Origin of the sequence: Rubripirellula amarantea, assembly GCF_007859865.1 — a bacterium.
GTDB classification, from domain to species: domain Bacteria; phylum Planctomycetota; class Planctomycetia; order Pirellulales; family Pirellulaceae; genus Rubripirellula; species Rubripirellula amarantea.
Window position 1 is genome coordinate 2,844,693 of sequence record NZ_SJPI01000001.1, and the last position, 16,556, is coordinate 2,861,248.

Consider the following 16,556-nt stretch of genomic DNA (forward strand, 5'->3'; position numbering starts at 1 on the left):
CGCCTCAATAATCCGTTCGTGATATTCAACTACGCAGTTGATCAAACAGCTTAGCTCGAGCCAATCGCCAATCTCGCTCGACGGTTCCTTCGCTCACTTCGAGGATTTCGGCAACTTCGGGAATGGACAAACCCGAGAAGAATCGCAGTTCGACGACCTCTCGTTGTCGCGGCGAATCTTGCCCGAGTTTTTCCAGTGCTTCTTCGAGCTGTTCAAACTGACAATGATTGCTCGCTTCGAAGTTCTCTAGAACGATATCCAGCGAGCCTCGTTTGAATTCACCGCCTCGCTTTGTGGTTTTTCTGGCGCGAGCATGATCGATCAGGATTTGCCTCATGGCACGATTCGCCATTCCGAAAAGATATCGCCGATCAGTGGCGTTCTCGGCGGCATCCGAATCGAGTAAACGAATGCAGGCTTCGTTGACCAACGCCGTCGCTTGCAGCGTATGATCAGGACGCTCGCGGTGCATCATCGCACCGGCCATGTCACGAAGTTCACTCTGCAGTTCTGCGAATAATCGTTGCCTTGCTGTCTCGTCGCCATTCTTGACTTGCTGCAGCAACATTGAAACTTCGTGACGCTCGTTTTCCATGACTACCACTTTGCGATGGATGAAAAATCATTCTTCAGTGGTTTGATGATAGTCCACAAGGATCAATCGCGTTGCAGCATCGGCCGGTTACGAAACGAAAAACCCTCGTTCACCTTGAATGGGGTGAACGAGGGTTCAAGCGGATTGGCAAGGTTTAGCCGGTAAGCAAGGAAGGGCGTGCGAACGACCTCGAGACGACTAAGGAGTGAAGTAGGTTCCGTTGTAAACCGGAGCGCCGTAGGTGGGCTGGCCATAAACCGGTTGTGGGTAGGTGTATCGGTTGTCGGTAGCCGAAGCTCGGGAACGCGAGAACTGACCCCATTGAGCGTTGGCGCGGGATCTTGCTGTTGCGTTAGCCCAAGGGCCGTTGGCGTTCGCGTTTGAGTTGCTGATCGCGGTGCCCCAGTTCGCCCGGGCGGTCGAACGAGCATTTGATCGTGCACCCCAACCGTTTGCGTTGGAAGTCCCGTTGCTGATGGCAACGCCACCGTTAGCGACAGCAGTGCTGCGACCGCGAGCGAATCCGCCATTGGTGCCAGAGCCAGTCATGTTGGCTCGAGCATACCCGCCGTTTCGTGCGACGGCCGTTGCGTTGAGTCGAGTGTTGCCTCGTCCGCTCGCATTGGCAACGGCGGTGCCGCCGTTGCTGTAGCTCGAAGCGGTGACTTGGGCATTGGCCTGTTCAGCGAAAGCCATCGAGAACAAGCAGAGAGCGGCGAGTGCGGCGGTGTGGTTGAGAGTCTTCATCGTTAGGTTCCTGAGTTGAGATGCTTGAAAGGTGTTTGAGTTTGAAGGTCAGTTGTTTGCCTTCAGGAGTACCTGCGAGAGACCAAGCTTTATCCCTTAACGTTTTTCCAAAACTTTCTAGCGAAGTTGGTAAATCACGATGCCAATCATTCAAAGTGAGGCATTGTTCAAGGTGATTCACCGCTGGCTAGTACGTGAAGAACCTTGGCTGAACGAAAAAGGGAGCCGACGCAAACTGCGCCGACTCCCTCGTTTCTTGGTTTCGAGAATTGCTTACACGTGCATTAAAAACCAGCGGAATCTAGTTCTTGACGGACACGTGCTTCAAGCTCGGGGATGTAGTTGGCGTCGGCAATCTGATCCTCAATCTGCTCCCGCGTCCCTCTTAAGATGACCGCTCGGTTGGACAACGCGGGCAATCGCATTTCTACCGAAAATCGGTCGTTGGCCTGGCTGATCGATACCGCCTCGCCCTGGCCGCTCGCTGATGCATTTGATGCGGCTGACGAAGACGCGGCGGGGCCGGAAGCCGCAGACGTATGAACACCCCAGCGTCGATTACCCCGAAAAGTCCCGGGATTCATGGGGGTGGGATATGCGGGAAAACTTGCAACCGCTGTTTGCGGATCGGTAGGCGGAAGCATATGAATTTGGCCTCGTCGCAGCACCATGACTAGCTGGGCGTTCGTCGCCGGAACTAATCTCTTTGCGTCGGTGACGGGGATCCCGTTGATTTGCAACAAGATGTCGCCGGATCGCAAACCGCGAACATCTGCCGCACCATTGTCGGCCACGCTTTCAACCAGCAATCCATGACGCAGTTGAGGCAGATGAAGTCGTAGGATCTGGGGTATCGGCTTGGTCTCGAAGCCCCACCCTGCATCGCTGACAACTGGTGCAAGCTCATTTTGTGCTCGACATAACGAGGGTAAGCCAAGGGAGGAAACGAATAACGCCACGCAGATGATGGCGATCGGTTTAGTTGTTGGGGACATGATCAGGGTTCCTGTGGTGAACAAAGGTGAACGGGTGACGGAATCGGTTGTCAGGGGCGCATGAAGAAATGCGATCGTCGCCCGATCTACGGGACGACGATCGCTATCAATGATCGGAATGGGTCTAGCGACGCCATCCGTTGGATTGGAAGAAGCCGTTGCCACCGCCGAACTGGCGAGTGTTGCTTCGTGAGTAGGCTTTGGTTCGGTTGCCGAAGCCAGTCGAACTGCTGCCGCCGAAGACTTGGCCGTTTCGAACACCTGTGGAACCTTGTGAAATCACACGGCGATTTCCGCCTTGGCTAACCACTCCACCGTGGCTGAAGTGAGTGCCGTTGTGCCCAATGTTCAGGTTCATGTTGTGGGCCGCACCTAAAGGTCCAGTGCCCGCACCAATCGAGTTGGAGATTGCGATGCCGTTCGGACCGGCACCCAGAGCGAAGCCATGTCCGAATTGGCCGCCATTCTTCGAGCTGCTTCGGGATTTTACGATTTGGAACATGCCGTTAGCCGATCCACCGGCTCCTGCACTGCCGTTGGCGATGTCGACCCAAGAGCCAGCACTTTGAGCGGACGCATCCGAGGCGGTGAATAGGAAAGCAGCGACGAGAGCGGCGACGACGGTTTGGATTTTGATGGAGCGTGTCATGAGTCTTCTCTTAAGCAAGGTGTTGTGTTGTTTGAACTTGGTTTTTGCGGCTTTTAACCGCCTCACCAACACCTGCGGAAAGACTCTTGAAACCCCTTAACTCTTTTTTAGAATTCTTTTCCGATGGTAGTCTGCTCGTTCAATTCAGCCTCCGCGGGGAGCTTCCAGACCTCGAGCTCATCCAACCAAACGTCTGCTCGCCCCGAAGCAACAATCTCGACTCGGCCAGAGACAATCGGCTTGCGAGGCTGGTCGTTCGATGCCCCGAAATCGACTGGCACGTCAAATTCGCCCGCCACTTCGGTCCATTCATACGAGCCCGCGGGAATCTTCAACACCGGTTCGCCATTGACGAGCACTTCAATCGCATCGGCCTGCGTGTCATCGGATCTCGCCATCAACGAAAGTCGGTAGGTTCCGCCGACATCGAGCGGTAACGATTGGCCTGTTTGACCTCGTTGCGATGCCGATGGATGGCCCGAGCTCTGGATCCTCAGGCATTGACGTCCCCGGTAAGGCGTCTGAGTAACAAGCCTTGCGGATGACGCGTATCCTTCGGAACTGTTCCATCTCGCACCGCTCGGATCGGCCCAGTACTTCAAAGTGTCAAGTTCAAAGTCACCGTTCAGAAGTGCTGCGCGATATCCCGCCAATGGAGCTTGCGGGACTTCGATTCTGGACACTCGAGGTGACCGAGCGATGAGCTTCAAGAACTCACGCAGCGGGGGCAACTTCGGAGATCCAGGGTTCTGCTCTCGTAAGTTTGCGTATTCGATGGCTAGCGGTTTCATTGAGCGAGTTAGATCGCTCGCCGGCGCAAGCTGCAATGCGTTGGCTACTGCTGTGGAAGCTTCGTCGAACATGCCCAAACGTGCCGAGGTCCGAGCGTATCCAAGCTGGGCTGCTGCTTGATGTTCGGACGTTCGCAAAAGTTTCAACGCACTTTGGTAGGACTTCCTTGCTTCATCGGAGTGCCCCAATTGCTCTCCACTAGCGGCGACTCCGATAGCAGCCCACGAATGCGTGGGGTCACTGTCGAGTGCTTTTTCGAAATCTTCGCGTGCCTCGGCATACTGCTTGGTGCGCATCCGAAGCATGCCTCGAATGGCATAAGCATGGGACGGTACCGTTTCAAACTCGAAAGCTTTCGCCACGGATTCGCCAGCCTGCTCTGCTCGGTTTTGGTTCAATCTGATTGACGCTAGTAGAACGTGCCCGAGAACGAAATCAGGATCGTCGCTGGTCATGCGAGTGGCAATGTCCGCAGCTTCTTCACGTCCTCGCAGATCATCGGCTCCCACAAACATCACGTTGGTAAGGTCACCGATCGGATGAGTGAGAATGGAAGTTTCAAGAAATTGATCCATCGCTTTGCCCGTTTGTCCCACTTCGAAAAGTGCGAGGCCCAATTGCCAACCCACCCAAGGATCGGCCACTTTAGTGCCATCGGTGCTGAGGGCTTTCGCCCGTTGAGCGTCATTGAGGCTCCACCGTCGTCGTTCAGCGACCAGCAATTCTTGAAGCTCGGGTTTTAGAGTTTCATCCTTTGTGATCGCCCGAGCTTGGTAGCGATACATCGAAGAACGATCGGCAAACGCGATGCTGCGTTCTTCGTCGATGGCAATGCATCGGCCAATCGTCTGAATGGCTCGGTCGTATTTGCGCCACGACGGATCATCGTTGCGATCGGCTGCTAGGAAAACGACTTGAGCCAACGATAGTTGGGTCCAATAGCTTTGTGGACGTTCGGTGGATGCACGACCAAATAGGTCCTGAGCTTCAAGCAGCGGATCATCGCTGCCATAGCCGCGAAATAGTCGTTCAAACGCTGGGTCAAGTCCTGCGATCATGCACAACACACCAAGCCCCTGTGCGTCGGCAGCATTTTTGGTCAATCCTAAGTCGCTGCCACTCAAACGCATTCCATTGCCGAGTCGATAATCGGCGACTGATCGATACCAACGCGCCGCTTCGGACGGACGAAAACGATCGAGTCGATCGCTGATGACGATAGCTGCCCTGGCTTCACGCTTGCCGATGTCCGTCCGAAGGAATCGCACGAGTGAAGGTAGAAGAGTACGCCCGGTTCCGATTCGATCGGCTCCGGCCAATCGTGTGGCGATGGTTTTAATCAATAGTGCGTCGAGCACCATCAACTGTTGATAAACATCGTGTCGCAGGTCGTCGGACTGGGTGGGGGTCAAATCTTGGTCGGGCAAGGCATACCACCAATCGTCTCGGTTCCAAATCCCAAGTGCATTGAGCGAAGCAACCGATTCCACGATTGCTTCGGCATCCTTGCTCATGGTGTTGTGCAGGCGAGACTGATCGGCATGATGATAAAATCGCACGATACGCTCGATGCGGTCACCGCGATCTTGGATCTGCAGAAACTCCTGGGCGAGCTGTGGTTCTTTGCCAATAGCGTCGGTCGTGCCGCGTAAGAATCGCAGAGCCGACGACAGACGATTAGCTGACAATTCTTGTTGAGCGAGTTCGAGGGAAACTGCGGCGCTGGTGCGAAGTTCCAGCAACCGTTTGTCGTTGGCAGCAATCAACTCTGCCGCTTTCACGTTGCGTTCTTCGGAAATTTTGTACTGACGTTCGCGTTCGCGGCCCCAAATCAGGGACCCCACAATCGAACCGATCGTTAACAAAATCAAGGCGACGGCCATCGAGTACGAGGCTGCCTGATGCCGACGAATCCAGCGAGCAGCACGAATTCCAATCGGGTCGTCATGAACTGAAACGGATTCGTCGGCCAACCAACGGCGAACATCGTCGGCCAACTCTGCCGCACTTCGGTACCGCTGATGAGATTGCTTCGACATCGCCTTCAAGCAAATTGCCTCGAGCGGCGCAGAAAGCTCAAGATTGATTTGCGAGGGTGGCTTCAGAACGCCCAAGCCAATGCGAACAAGCAGTTGTTCTAATGTCGGGCATTCATCGTTAAGAGTATGGGGAGCTGACCCGGTCAGTATTTGGTAGAGAGTTGCTCCGAGCAAATAGATATCAGTTCGTTTGTTGATCTCATCGAGTTGACCGTTGGCCTGTTCGGGACTCATGTACTGAGGCGTGCCAACGCGTCCGCCGACACGAGTCTCGGTAGACCCGCTATCGCTTGCATCTTCGAGCTGAAGGTTTTCCGTTAAGCCTTGGTCGCTGGGTACGTCAAGCATCTTTGCCAAGCCCCAATCAACGACCAACGTTTCGCCATAGGGGCCAACCATCACATTGGACGGCTTGATATCGCGATGGAGCACTTGTTTGGAATGCGCGTAGTGAATGGTGTTGCAGACCTCGATAAAGACGGTCAGCAGTTCGCGCAGCTTCAATCGCCTGACCTGACTCTCCATTTTTTTGTCAGCGTCGTGGTAGCCTTTGATCGACTCGGCAAGCGTTTCGCCCTCGATGAACCGCATCGCATAGTAGGACTCACCATTGGGCCACGTCCCCATCGCGTAAACGGGAACGATGCCCGGATGCTCGAGTCGTCCGGTAACTTCGGCTTCCTGAATAAAACGGCGTTTTGCTTCGAGGTGGTCACTCCATTTACCGCGGATCTGTTTTAGGGCAACCTCACGACCGAGTTGGCAATCCATGGCCACATAAACATCGCCAAGTCCACCGCTGCGATGCTTCCCCAGAATTTTAAAGCGAGGTTCACCAAGATCGTCGCTACTCGCATCGGCATCGCTCACATCATGGTCGTTGCTCGAAGGAGCCACCATGTGCTGCATGAAGCCGGGGCTAAGAAAGCCTCGTTCTGCTTCCTCGTCGGCACGTAGCAAAGCCGCCACGGCAGATCGCAAATCCGCGTTGTCTCCACAACGCTGGTCCAAAAACGCCTCTCGATCCTCCGCAGAAACATCTAGAGCTTCAAAGAAAATGAGCTCAGCGTTTTCGGGTTCAGGTTCGGGCGGCGGAACATTCACGAGAGACGCAATGCCTTGGTCGTTCGGGAGGTCTGATGCCCGTGAGTCTAATGGAAGATGAATACCTATGTGGCGTTGGACACACGGCCGGACTCTACCGGCCGTTTGTCGAAAGTGCACCGAAATGGCCGGTAAACGCCGACACTATCCTGCATCACCGTTGGATTTAAGTCGACAACAAGACGATGAACGCCTTGAGATACTTATCGATGGTGTCCGCTGATACTTCGTTCCAGCCGGATGTCTTATGACGCAAAATTGCCAGTTTGAAAGACTCAACCGAATCAGCCAGATCATCAGGCAACTCGGGCAATCCCGCAAACGGTTGCACGGGTGCGGCGGGAGCATCGGGGTCAACCATCGAGATCGCTTCGCCGCCTTGTTCCTTTCCGCTACCACCTAACGACATTAATTCGTCTTCTTCGCCAAAGTCGGGTCCTTCGTAAGTTGGCCCCGAAGCGACACCGGGTTCGTCACCGTACTCTTTCGTGCTGCCGCCACCTTGTGCGGGCAAAACGATGTCTTCGTCGGTATCGACTTCAATGACTTGGCTACCAGTGGGGCGATTGGATTCCACCGCACCGAGAGCTTGCCAACGTTGCTCACGCATACCGGCAACGGACCAACCTTCTTTGGACGCTCCTTCAAGCCATAGCGGAGCATCTTCCCAATCGAGTGCGGCAAGAAAGTGGCTCCAGTAGAGTCCCTGGTAGCTTTCGAACGTCGTTGCAAACCGTTCGTGGACTCGTCGCAAACGTCCCACATGTGGCGCAGTCACGCCGCCAACACGGCGGGTCCACGCTTCATCGGAATACTGACTCGACTCGGCACCCGACTCGATCAGGGCAGCACGCCAATCGGCGATGATGCGACCTTTTTCCCAGTTCGTGGTGCTGATCAACGTGTTCCACTGGCCGACGTAAGGCTGAGCCAATTCGACAAGTTTTTCATCGTCATCATCATCAGCCGCGTTATCAATAACCGCGTTATCGACCGCCGCATTGCTGTCGATCGCGGTATCGCCATCTGTAATCGCTGCGACATCTGAAACGTCTTGCGGATCAGTGGTCGTTTGTCCGTCGGCGTTGCGTGCTTCAGCGGTTGCTTCGTTTGCAGCGACATCGTCGGCGTCAAACGCTTCTTTGGCAGACGCTATTTCAGAATCGGCTTCGGTATCGATCGCGCGATCCGCGTCATTGGTGTCCTCGGCGATCGAGCCCTCTGCGACCGTAAAGTCGAACGGGGTAACTTCGGTTTCGTCTTGAACGTCGTGGGTGTCGGTGTCGCGAATGTTATCGGGTGTCATGGGCATCCAATGCGGGAAAAAAGTCAACTCATACGAGGACTCTTACGCTAACGACCGAAGCCTTTCCGCGGGAGAGAGGCGAGGTGATTTCGCCCCTGAGATTGATTTTTCCGCGTCGATTGAATCGACCAGTGAAAATCTGCGGTGTGGAAAAGGTGTTCAGAACATCGCGATTGCGATAGTCGCGGCCCGAGAAGCCTAAGCCATTTGGCTCACAGCAGCACGAATTCTTTCGATTGACGAATCATCAAGGTCGCTGAGCATTGGTTGCAGCGGCCCCATCTTGGCAATGCCGGCCGCTTCGACCGCGTGGTGAAGCACTCGAATCGGATTGATTTCGTTGCGTAGATCCTCCAACGGGCAGAACCACTTTCGAATCGCCTCGGCCTTTTCGTAGTCGCCGGCGTGGATGGCGTGCATCATCTCCATCGAACGTTCGGGAGCGACGCAGATGCATCCGCTCGTGAATCCGGTAATGCCAAAATCTCGCAGGTGAATGATCGCAGGCTGTTCGCCAATACCGCTGACGATTCGTGTGCTTGGGAAAGCGTCAATGACTTCACGAAGATAGTCGTCATTGGATGTGTCTTCTCGCACCACAGCGTACTTGATCCACGAGATCACGCCGTCATCCTCGAGTGATCGGATCAAAGACGCATCGAGCCAGCGATCGAACTTCAAATACACGACAAGCGGTTTGCCCAGGTCTTCGGCCAATCGCCGGATCGAAGTGGCAATGCCTTGTTGGTCGACGACGTCACGTGAAGGAAGCAGCATCGCGGTGGGGAAGTTGAACTGCTGCAGAACCTCAACTTGGTCGCGGGCAAAACCATAAGCCGGGCCAATTGATGGAATCACCACCGTGTCGTCCGAGGTTGATTCGGACAACCACTGCAGTGTTCCGGAGTACTCCGCAAGCGAGATGTGATAAAAGACAGCGTTGCCACCATAAAGCAACGATCGAACTCCACCTGCTTCGAGGAAACGAATGACCTTTTCGTTTTCCTGTACATCAATGTTGCCGTTTGTGTCTCGCGCCATAGGCGGAACCGCAATCACAGATTGACGAAGTTGAGCAGGTTGAAATTCAGATGAGTCCATGATTGTTCAGTCGAAGTTTTAAAGGAGGGAATCGTAGGCGGGAAAGTGAAGTCGAGAGCGTGAAGGTGAGAAAGTTAGGTTGGCTGAGCGTGGTTAGTTAAGCGTGGTTAGTCGAACTTAAAGTGCAGGCTAGTAAATGCCCGGCTCCGCACCGGGGCTACGACCAGTTAGGAAATCAAAGTCGCAACCCTTGTCCGCCTGTGTGACGTGCTTTGCGTACAACCGACCGTAGCCGCGAGCGGGAACAACATCGGGCAACTTTAGTTCCGATCGCCGCCTTGTAATTTCAGCATCATCAACGTGCCAGTGGATGGTTCGTTCGGGAATGTTGATCTCAATTTCGTCACCGTTTTGCACGAGGGCAAGTGGGCCACCCGCAGAGCTTTCGGGGGAAATGTGCAGAACGCAAGTTCCGTAACTCGTGCCGCTCATTCGGGCATCGCTCAAACGAACCATGTCGCGTACACCCTGGACCAGCAATTTCTTAGGGATTGGCAACATGCCCCACTCCGGAAAACCGGGGGCTCCCAGAGGACCTGCACCGCGAAGAATTAGCACGCTATTGGCGTCAACGTCCAAGTCAGGATCGTGAATTCCGGCCTTCATCGCCGGGTAGTCGTCGAACACGACCGCGCGACCGCGATGGATGAGTAGCTTTGGATCCGCAGCGAGCGACTTGATCACGCAACCTTGAGGCGCCAAATTGCCTCTTAGCAAACACGTTCCGCCGGCGGGTGAAACAGGATTCTCACGCGGACGAATCACTTCATCATCAATGACCTCGGCATTCGCAATCTGCTCACCAAGCGTTACCCCACTCACTGTCTTGCACTGAGTGTCCAGAAGGTCTGTCAGACGGCTTAATAGCGCCGGCACACCACCCGCATTGTAGAAATCCTCCATCAAGTATCGACCACTCGGACGGATGTCACCAATCACCGGAGTAATCCGTGACAGTTCGTCGAAACGATCAAGCGTTAGTTCAAATCCGAGTCGACCAGCAATCGCAATCAAGTGAACGATCGCGTTGGTGCTTCCACCGATCGCTAACGCAGCGGTTAATGCGTTATCGAGTGATGATGGTGTTAGAAACGAAGAGGGCGTGAATTTGTCCCACGCCATTTCGACCGCGCGTCGTCCGGTCGCGACCGCCAAACGCGAATGATCGGCAAAAACCGCCGGGGTGCAAGCGGCGCCCGAAAGTGTGAAGCCCATCGCTTCGGCCACTGAGGCCATCGTGCTTGCGGTTCCCATCGTCATGCACGTTCCTGCGGACCGAGCAATCCCGTTCTCGATGCACTTCCACGAATGTTCGCACAAATTGCCCGCCATCCGTTCATCCCAGTACTTCCAGGTGTCACTGCCGCTGCCGAGCGTTTCGTTCTTGAAGCGTCCCTTCAGCATCGGTCCGGCGGGCAGAAAGATCGACGGAATGTCAGCACTGATCGCGCCCATCAACATTGCCGGTACCGTCTTGTCACAACCGCCCATTAACACTGCCGAATCGATCGGGTGACAACGCAACACTTCTTCGACTTCCATCGCCAACAAGTTGCGGTACAGCATCGTCGTTGGCTTCATCATCATCTCGCCCAACGACATCACCGGCACTTCGACCGGAAAGCCTCCCGATTGAAGAATGCCGCGGCGAACTTCGTCAGCCCGGTTGCGAAAGTGCGAGTGGCACGTGTTGAGTTCGCTCCAAGTATTGAGAATCGCGACGACAGGTCGATCTTGGTAATCGACATCATCAAACCCCATTCCCTTCAAACGCGAGCGATGCCCAAAAGAACGCACGTCATCAGGACCGAACCAGCGATGTGAACGAAGTGAGGTGGGGTCGTGAGTCATGTGGGGCAGGTCAAATCAAAGGCGGGAAGGCGGGGTGCAGGAGGCGTGACAGTCTAGCACGGAAAGGCCACATCCTAGAACCAGACTCCGAGTTGCTGACGCAGATAAGTTGCCGACAAAGAAAGGTTGCTAATTCAGACCCAAGGGTGCTTCGGACAACGCATCGCAACTCAGGCAGCGTGACGAAACTTGGCATCATCAAAACAGTGAACTTCTTGCAGTGCGTTCGGCCTACCGTGGCATTTCGTACACGGCGTAGTTTTCGTTGTCGGTGGATGTTCTCGGATAGACTCTAATCAGCGGCAAATTGTCGCCTACCACCTTGCGATCCACAATCAGGAAACGAACGCCATATCGGTCCCGGAAATCGCGCAGAATGCGATAGTTGATCGAGACCCGAACGGTTCCCCATTCCGGTGGATAGACCTCTAGGAAGCGCCGTTTCCATTCCAACAAACTTGCTGCGTCCTGTGGCACGTCTTTCCAGTTCACAACCTCGGCTCGATGCGCGTACCATTTGAAGGTCTGCTGATGGCGTGGCGTTAGGAATACTTCGTCTTCGGGTGTACTAGCCTTGGCCCATTGGCAAACTCGCAGCCAATCTCGATACGCAATCCGTTGCCGATCCAAGTCGGTGTGAAGCACACGGCCAAGCAATCGCTCGTTCACCGATGGTGGCACGCCGGTTCGCATTCGGGCGATGCTGCTGTACGTCACCAGGATCACCGCGACAGCGAAACCGGCAAAGGCAAGTCGCCGAAACTTGCCTGGTTGATATGCCGTTTGAAAAGCTAAAAGAGAAACGCTTAGTGGAACGATCGCATCGGAAACACGAAACCAGTAGTAACGAAGCAGTTTTGCGGCTAGGTCCGGCGCTACCGGTGGCAAGAATCCGACCAACATTCCCACTGCAGCAATTGCAATGACACCGATTGTCCACGCCATCAAACGTCTTTTGGCAGGAGTGTCTTTGGTTGCCGTTAGCGCAAGAGCAAACAGTAAAAACAATAAGCAAGCGTGACGCAGGTACCACCAAAAATCGAACGCGGCGGGCATCAAATGATGGCTGATTCGAAAGTACGAATACACACTCGCGGCGGCAGCGGAATCTTGCGGATCGGCTCCCATCGAAAGTTGAACTGCCGGTATCACACCGGGCAACGACAGCACGCCGCCCAGGACCAGCCATCGGGTAACCAACGGGCAACGAATATTCGCCGGTTGATTTCGTTCCGTGATCCACCAAGCCACCATCGCTGCCACGACCGACCAACCGCCCGTCAAAACGTGAAAGCCTGCCGCGGCGCCGAACCAAACCCACACGCGATTCCATCGTCGTTGAATCAGGTCTGCGATTCCGAAAAGCACGAAGCCATAAGCGGGAACCTTCGCCTCGATTCCACCAATCACCCATTCACCAGCTAGGTTGCCGTACTCGATGCCCGCTATCCAACCGATCGCAACGGCCCAGGTATACATTAGAGAATGCGGCAGCCCACTTTCACGCGAAAATACACGGCATAAACAAGACAAACCTGCGGCGATTAAAGTCCAACCGATGACTCGCCCGATCCATGCACTCGTTGATAAAGACACCCACTGCGTTAGGTAGCCGAAGGTTGAATAGAACAAGACATGTGCTTTGCCCGACGCTGCAAAAAGGTCATTGGCGCACCATTCCGGTTGCCAAAAGTTCTTGGCTTTGACTAAGTAATGAGCCTCGTTGACCATGGGCGGCGCGTCACCGGCATAGACAAAGAACAGCCCCACCAGCACGAGCATCTCGAGCGCTACTTGAGCTCTGGACAAGATCGGGGGTTTCGGTGGAAGCGAATCAGCCACAGGACAAATCAACCGCCATATCTATCGCTGCCACCATGCTTTGGTGATTCGCGGTCCCCTGCCAAGCCAAGTCCATCGCGGTGCCATGGTCGACACTGGTGCGAACGATGGGCAAACCTAAGGTCACGTTCACAGCATCATCAAATGACAACGCCTTCAATGGAATCAATCCCTGGTCGTGGTACATGCAAACGTAGGCATCCGTCTTCGCACGCATGGACGGTGTAAAAGCGGTGTCCGGGGGCACGGGGCCAACGACATTCATGCCACGCACATGACAGAAATCAACTGCCGGTATAATGATCGACTGCTCTTCGCCATGAGAGAACAATCCGTTTTCTCCAGCGTGTGGATTCAATCCGCAAACAACGATCCGACCCGGACGTCCATGCCGTTTGGTCATTGCTTCATTAGCAAGCGTGATCGCTTTAATGACTAGGTCCGTTGTTAACATCGACGGGACATCCGCAAGCGGAACGTGGATCGTTGTTAGCACACAGGAAATTTCGCGGCTCGTCAGCATCATGCAAAAGTCATCGGTGCCAGTTCGCTCGGCCAATACTTCGGTGTGACCCGGAAAGGGGATTCCTGCTAAATGCCAAGCCTGTTTCTGAATCGGCCCCGTCACCACTCCGGCGACTTTGCCTGACATCGCGTCGCTAATCGCCAAGTTAAACGCATCGAAGGAGGCCTGTCCCGTCGCTAGCGAAAAATGCCCGTGACTCACTTCGCCGGCGTCACCAACGTCAACAATGTCTTTTGGCAAAGCCAGCTTCAACAAAGTTGCGATGCGTTTCAATATGACCAACGGGCCATACAGGACTGGGGTGCATCTTTCAGTGATCTCTGGCAGGGCCGCGCATTTGAGTGCCAGTTCAGGTCCCACGCCGGCAACGTCACCCACGGAAATAGCAATACGAGGTTGAGATGACATGGATGTGACTGAACGAATTGGTGAAGGAACGTTAGAATGTGGCAATTAGAATAGGGCAGCGACAACACAGCGGATCATTTTGGCGGCTTCACTGCGGTGAATCGTCTAGAAATGCCTGTCGCTTGGCATCAAGCCGCGAGTATATCGGTTCAAGCCCTCATTCGACAAACACCCTCGTGGTCAACTCAATCCATCGTTAAGCAATGCATTTACTCTCGTTGTTGTTCCTGTTGATGCATCCTGTCCATGAGACTGTGTCCGAAGTGGAGTGGAACGAGCAAACCAAATCGGTCGAAGTGGCCGTTCGTTTTCACAGGCTCGACGAGGAATGGATCCTTAAACAGCCTGTCGTCAAGAACTTCGGCGATAAATTCAACTCTGAAACGCCCGAGCTAAGTGGCGACGAAGCAAGTGAATTGGGGCGACGCGCGATGGGATACTTAGGTCGTCACTATTGTTTCAAAGGCTTTCAGGATCCACAAGCGATTGCCTTATACCGCTGGATCGGTCGCAAGGAAGAAGGAGCCCACGTATGGTGGTACTTCGAAGTCGTCTCCAATGACAAAACGCGTCCCACATTGATTGACCTAACTCTACTGTTCGAACACAACCAAAATTACACGCATCGAGTCGTGTTTCTCGATCAATCCCCCAAGACTTCCGTCAATCTGACGTCGGCGAAGCATCAGGTTTCACTGCCTAGTCCGCAATCGTCAGAGCTGAAGCAAAGCCAACCATGACTGCATCCTCGGATACCCCTACCCTGCCAATGACCGGCGAAGTGATTTCGATTGGCGACGAAATGACGAGCGGAGCTCGCCTTGATACCAACGCCCAGTGGCTTAGTCGCCGAATGGGTGAGTTGGGGATCGAAATTCAATATCACAGCACGGTGGGTGATTCTCTTGCCAATAACATTGACGTGTTCCGGGTTGCGGCAAATCGGGCCGATGTGATTGTTTGCACCGGAGGTCTCGGACCAACTCGCGACGACCTCACGCGCGAAGCTTTGGCTGCGCTTGCTAATCAGCCCCTCGTAATGAAGCCGTCCGCGATGGCTCACATCGAGTCGATGTTCGCGAAACGAAATCGCGAGATGCCCGCACGAAACCGAAACCAGGCGATGTTCCCCGAAGGTAGCGACGAAATCTTTAACCCTCAAGGAACCGCACCTGGGGTGGATATCACGGTGACTCGTGATGACGGTTCCCGATCACGGATCTTCGCTCTGCCAGGTGTGCCAGCCGAAATGAAGCAGATGTTCGATGACACCGTTGCACCGCGAATCATGGAGTCCTTTTCGGGTGCCAACCATATACGCCACCACGTGATGAAGTTTTTCGGAACGGGCGAAAGCGATATGGAAGAGCGTTTAGGCGACATGATCGACCGCAATCGCACTCCGCGAGTTGGAATCACAGTCAGTTCGGCAACGATCTCATTACGCATCAGTGCAACTGGCGTAACACCGGAAGCTTGCCAATCGCAAATCGATGCAACTCGAGAAGAGATTTTGACTCGAGTCGGCGAATTCTACTTCGGGGATGGCGAAACGTTCGAGCAGCAAGACGCAATCGAACTACTTTTGGCTGAGCGAAACCAATCTCTCGCGATCATTGAATATGGGCTCGCTGCGCCGCTGGGGGATTGGTTTGCCGCGTTGGGTAAGTCGCATTCGTATGTCGGTGGTTTGTCGTTTGCCAATGCCGCCGAACTCGCTCGCATGTTTGGATGCGACGATCATGAAATAGCGCTAGCGACGATTCGACAAAACACAGGTGCGGATTGGACGTTGTTGGTAGACAGTTATCCTCTTTTGGATCACACGAGCGATAAGCCCGTTGAGCCAGAAGAGGTAAGGTTTCTTGTCACGGGACCTAAGGTCACCAACCTCAATGCGAACGCGTCTGATACTCCAGAAGCTGGCGGCAATCAGCCTGAATTTAAGCGGCTTGCTGTCGTCCAGACTTGTGCTGACCAACTTACCGAGTGCACCTACGAGAAATGCGTTAAGCTCGGGGGACACCCCAGTATCGTTCACGCTCGCATCGCGAAAGCAGCGATGGCGTTTCTAAGAAGTTTGCTTGCCAACCAGGAGACCTTATGAAAACCATCTCATTGTTTGTTGTCGCATTAGCCTTGATCTTTAATCCTGTTTTTGCGGACGAACCTAACAATCCGAATCGCGAACTTGACTTGGCAAAGTATCTCACGGGCAAGAAGTTTGTAGGCCAGTTCACCGTTGATGGACGAGACAAGCCACCGAGTACCGAAGAGTACGTCATCAGCAAATGCGAAAAACTGCCGGCTGACGACATGTATCGGCTGACGGCTCGGATTAAGTACGGCGATGTCGATAGCGAAGTGCCGATGGAAATCAAAATCCTGTTTGCGGGCGAAACGCCGGTGATCACGCTCGATTCGCTTTGGATCCCTGGTATGGGGACCTTCGATGCAAGAGTGTTGATTCGCCGAAATCGTTATGCGGGAAGTTGGCAACACGATGATAAAGGCGGCCATCTATTCGGTCGAATTTTACCAGCGGACAGTATTGCCGAGCCTGAGTAGCAATGCTGCCGAACCGAAGTAGAAGTGTTGCCG

At 54.2% G+C, this 16,556-nt stretch carries 13 protein-coding genes; 3 read left to right on the forward strand and 10 right to left on the reverse strand.

Annotated features, from left to right (window positions below; all coding sequences use genetic code 11):
• Positions 1-25: 25 nt before the first annotated feature.
• From Pla22_RS10465 to pdxA, 10 genes are all read right to left on the reverse strand, one after another.
• A complete protein-coding gene (locus Pla22_RS10465) occupies positions 26-595 on the reverse strand; it encodes an ECF-type sigma factor (RefSeq protein WP_146514566.1) in 570 nt (189 codons plus the stop codon).
• Between the two features lie 198 nt (positions 596-793).
• A complete protein-coding gene (locus Pla22_RS10470; protein WP_146514567.1) occupies positions 794-1,342 on the reverse strand; it encodes a hypothetical protein in 549 nt (182 codons plus the stop codon).
• Positions 1,343-1,626: 284 nt separating this feature from the next.
• The gene (locus Pla22_RS10475) at positions 1,627-2,337 is read right to left on the reverse strand and encodes a PDZ domain-containing protein (RefSeq protein WP_146514568.1); all 711 of its coding nucleotides are present in this window, start codon (positions 2,335-2,337) and stop codon (positions 1,627-1,629) included.
• A 124-nt stretch (positions 2,338-2,461) separates the two neighbouring features.
• Positions 2,462-2,986, reverse strand: a complete 525-nt coding sequence (locus Pla22_RS10480) for a hypothetical protein (RefSeq protein ID WP_146514569.1) — start codon at positions 2,984-2,986, stop codon at positions 2,462-2,464.
• 107 nt (positions 2,987-3,093) lie between these two features.
• The gene (locus Pla22_RS10485) at positions 3,094-6,921 is read right to left on the reverse strand and encodes a protein kinase domain-containing protein (RefSeq protein WP_146514570.1); all 3,828 of its coding nucleotides are present in this window, start codon (positions 6,919-6,921) and stop codon (positions 3,094-3,096) included.
• A gap of 166 nt (positions 6,922-7,087) precedes the next feature.
• Positions 7,088-8,227 carry a hypothetical protein gene (locus tag Pla22_RS10490; protein ID WP_146514571.1) on the reverse strand — a complete coding sequence of 380 codons (1,140 nt, stop codon included), beginning with the start codon at positions 8,225-8,227 and terminating at the stop codon, positions 7,088-7,090.
• A gap of 198 nt (positions 8,228-8,425) precedes the next feature.
• The gene (locus tag Pla22_RS10495; protein WP_242631921.1) at positions 8,426-9,328 is read right to left on the reverse strand and encodes a dihydrodipicolinate synthase family protein; all 903 of its coding nucleotides are present in this window, start codon (positions 9,326-9,328) and stop codon (positions 8,426-8,428) included.
• Positions 9,329-9,457: 129 nt separating this feature from the next.
• Positions 9,458-11,179, reverse strand: coding sequence for an L-arabinonate dehydratase (gene araD / locus Pla22_RS10500; protein WP_146514572.1), 1,722 nt, complete (start codon positions 11,177-11,179; stop codon positions 9,458-9,460).
• A 231-nt stretch (positions 11,180-11,410) separates the two neighbouring features.
• Positions 11,411-12,988: a DUF6798 domain-containing protein gene (locus Pla22_RS10505; RefSeq protein ID WP_242631922.1), complete on the reverse strand. Its 1,578-nt coding sequence runs from the start codon at positions 12,986-12,988 to the stop codon at positions 11,411-11,413.
• 25 nt (positions 12,989-13,013) lie between these two features.
• Positions 13,014-13,955: a 4-hydroxythreonine-4-phosphate dehydrogenase PdxA gene (gene pdxA / locus Pla22_RS10510; RefSeq protein ID WP_146514573.1), complete on the reverse strand. Its 942-nt coding sequence runs from the start codon at positions 13,953-13,955 to the stop codon at positions 13,014-13,016.
• A gap of 203 nt (positions 13,956-14,158) precedes the next feature.
• Between pdxA and Pla22_RS10515 the strand changes: the two genes are divergently transcribed.
• The 3 genes from Pla22_RS10515 to Pla22_RS10525 are packed head-to-tail and all read left to right on the forward strand — an operon-like array spanning position 14,159 to position 16,523.
• The gene (locus tag Pla22_RS10515; protein WP_146514574.1) at positions 14,159-14,695 is read left to right on the forward strand and encodes a DUF6702 family protein; all 537 of its coding nucleotides are present in this window, start codon (positions 14,159-14,161) and stop codon (positions 14,693-14,695) included.
• Complete coding sequence (locus Pla22_RS10520; protein WP_242631923.1) at positions 14,692-16,062, forward strand: competence/damage-inducible protein A; 1,371 nt, start codon at positions 14,692-14,694, stop codon at positions 16,060-16,062. The genes Pla22_RS10515 and Pla22_RS10520 overlap by 4 nt, the downstream gene beginning before the upstream one ends.
• Positions 16,059-16,523, forward strand: a complete 465-nt coding sequence (locus Pla22_RS10525; RefSeq protein WP_207310329.1) for a hypothetical protein — start codon at positions 16,059-16,061, stop codon at positions 16,521-16,523. Before Pla22_RS10520 ends, Pla22_RS10525 begins: the two co-directional genes overlap by 4 nt.
• The last annotated feature ends 33 nt before the right edge of the window (positions 16,524-16,556 follow it).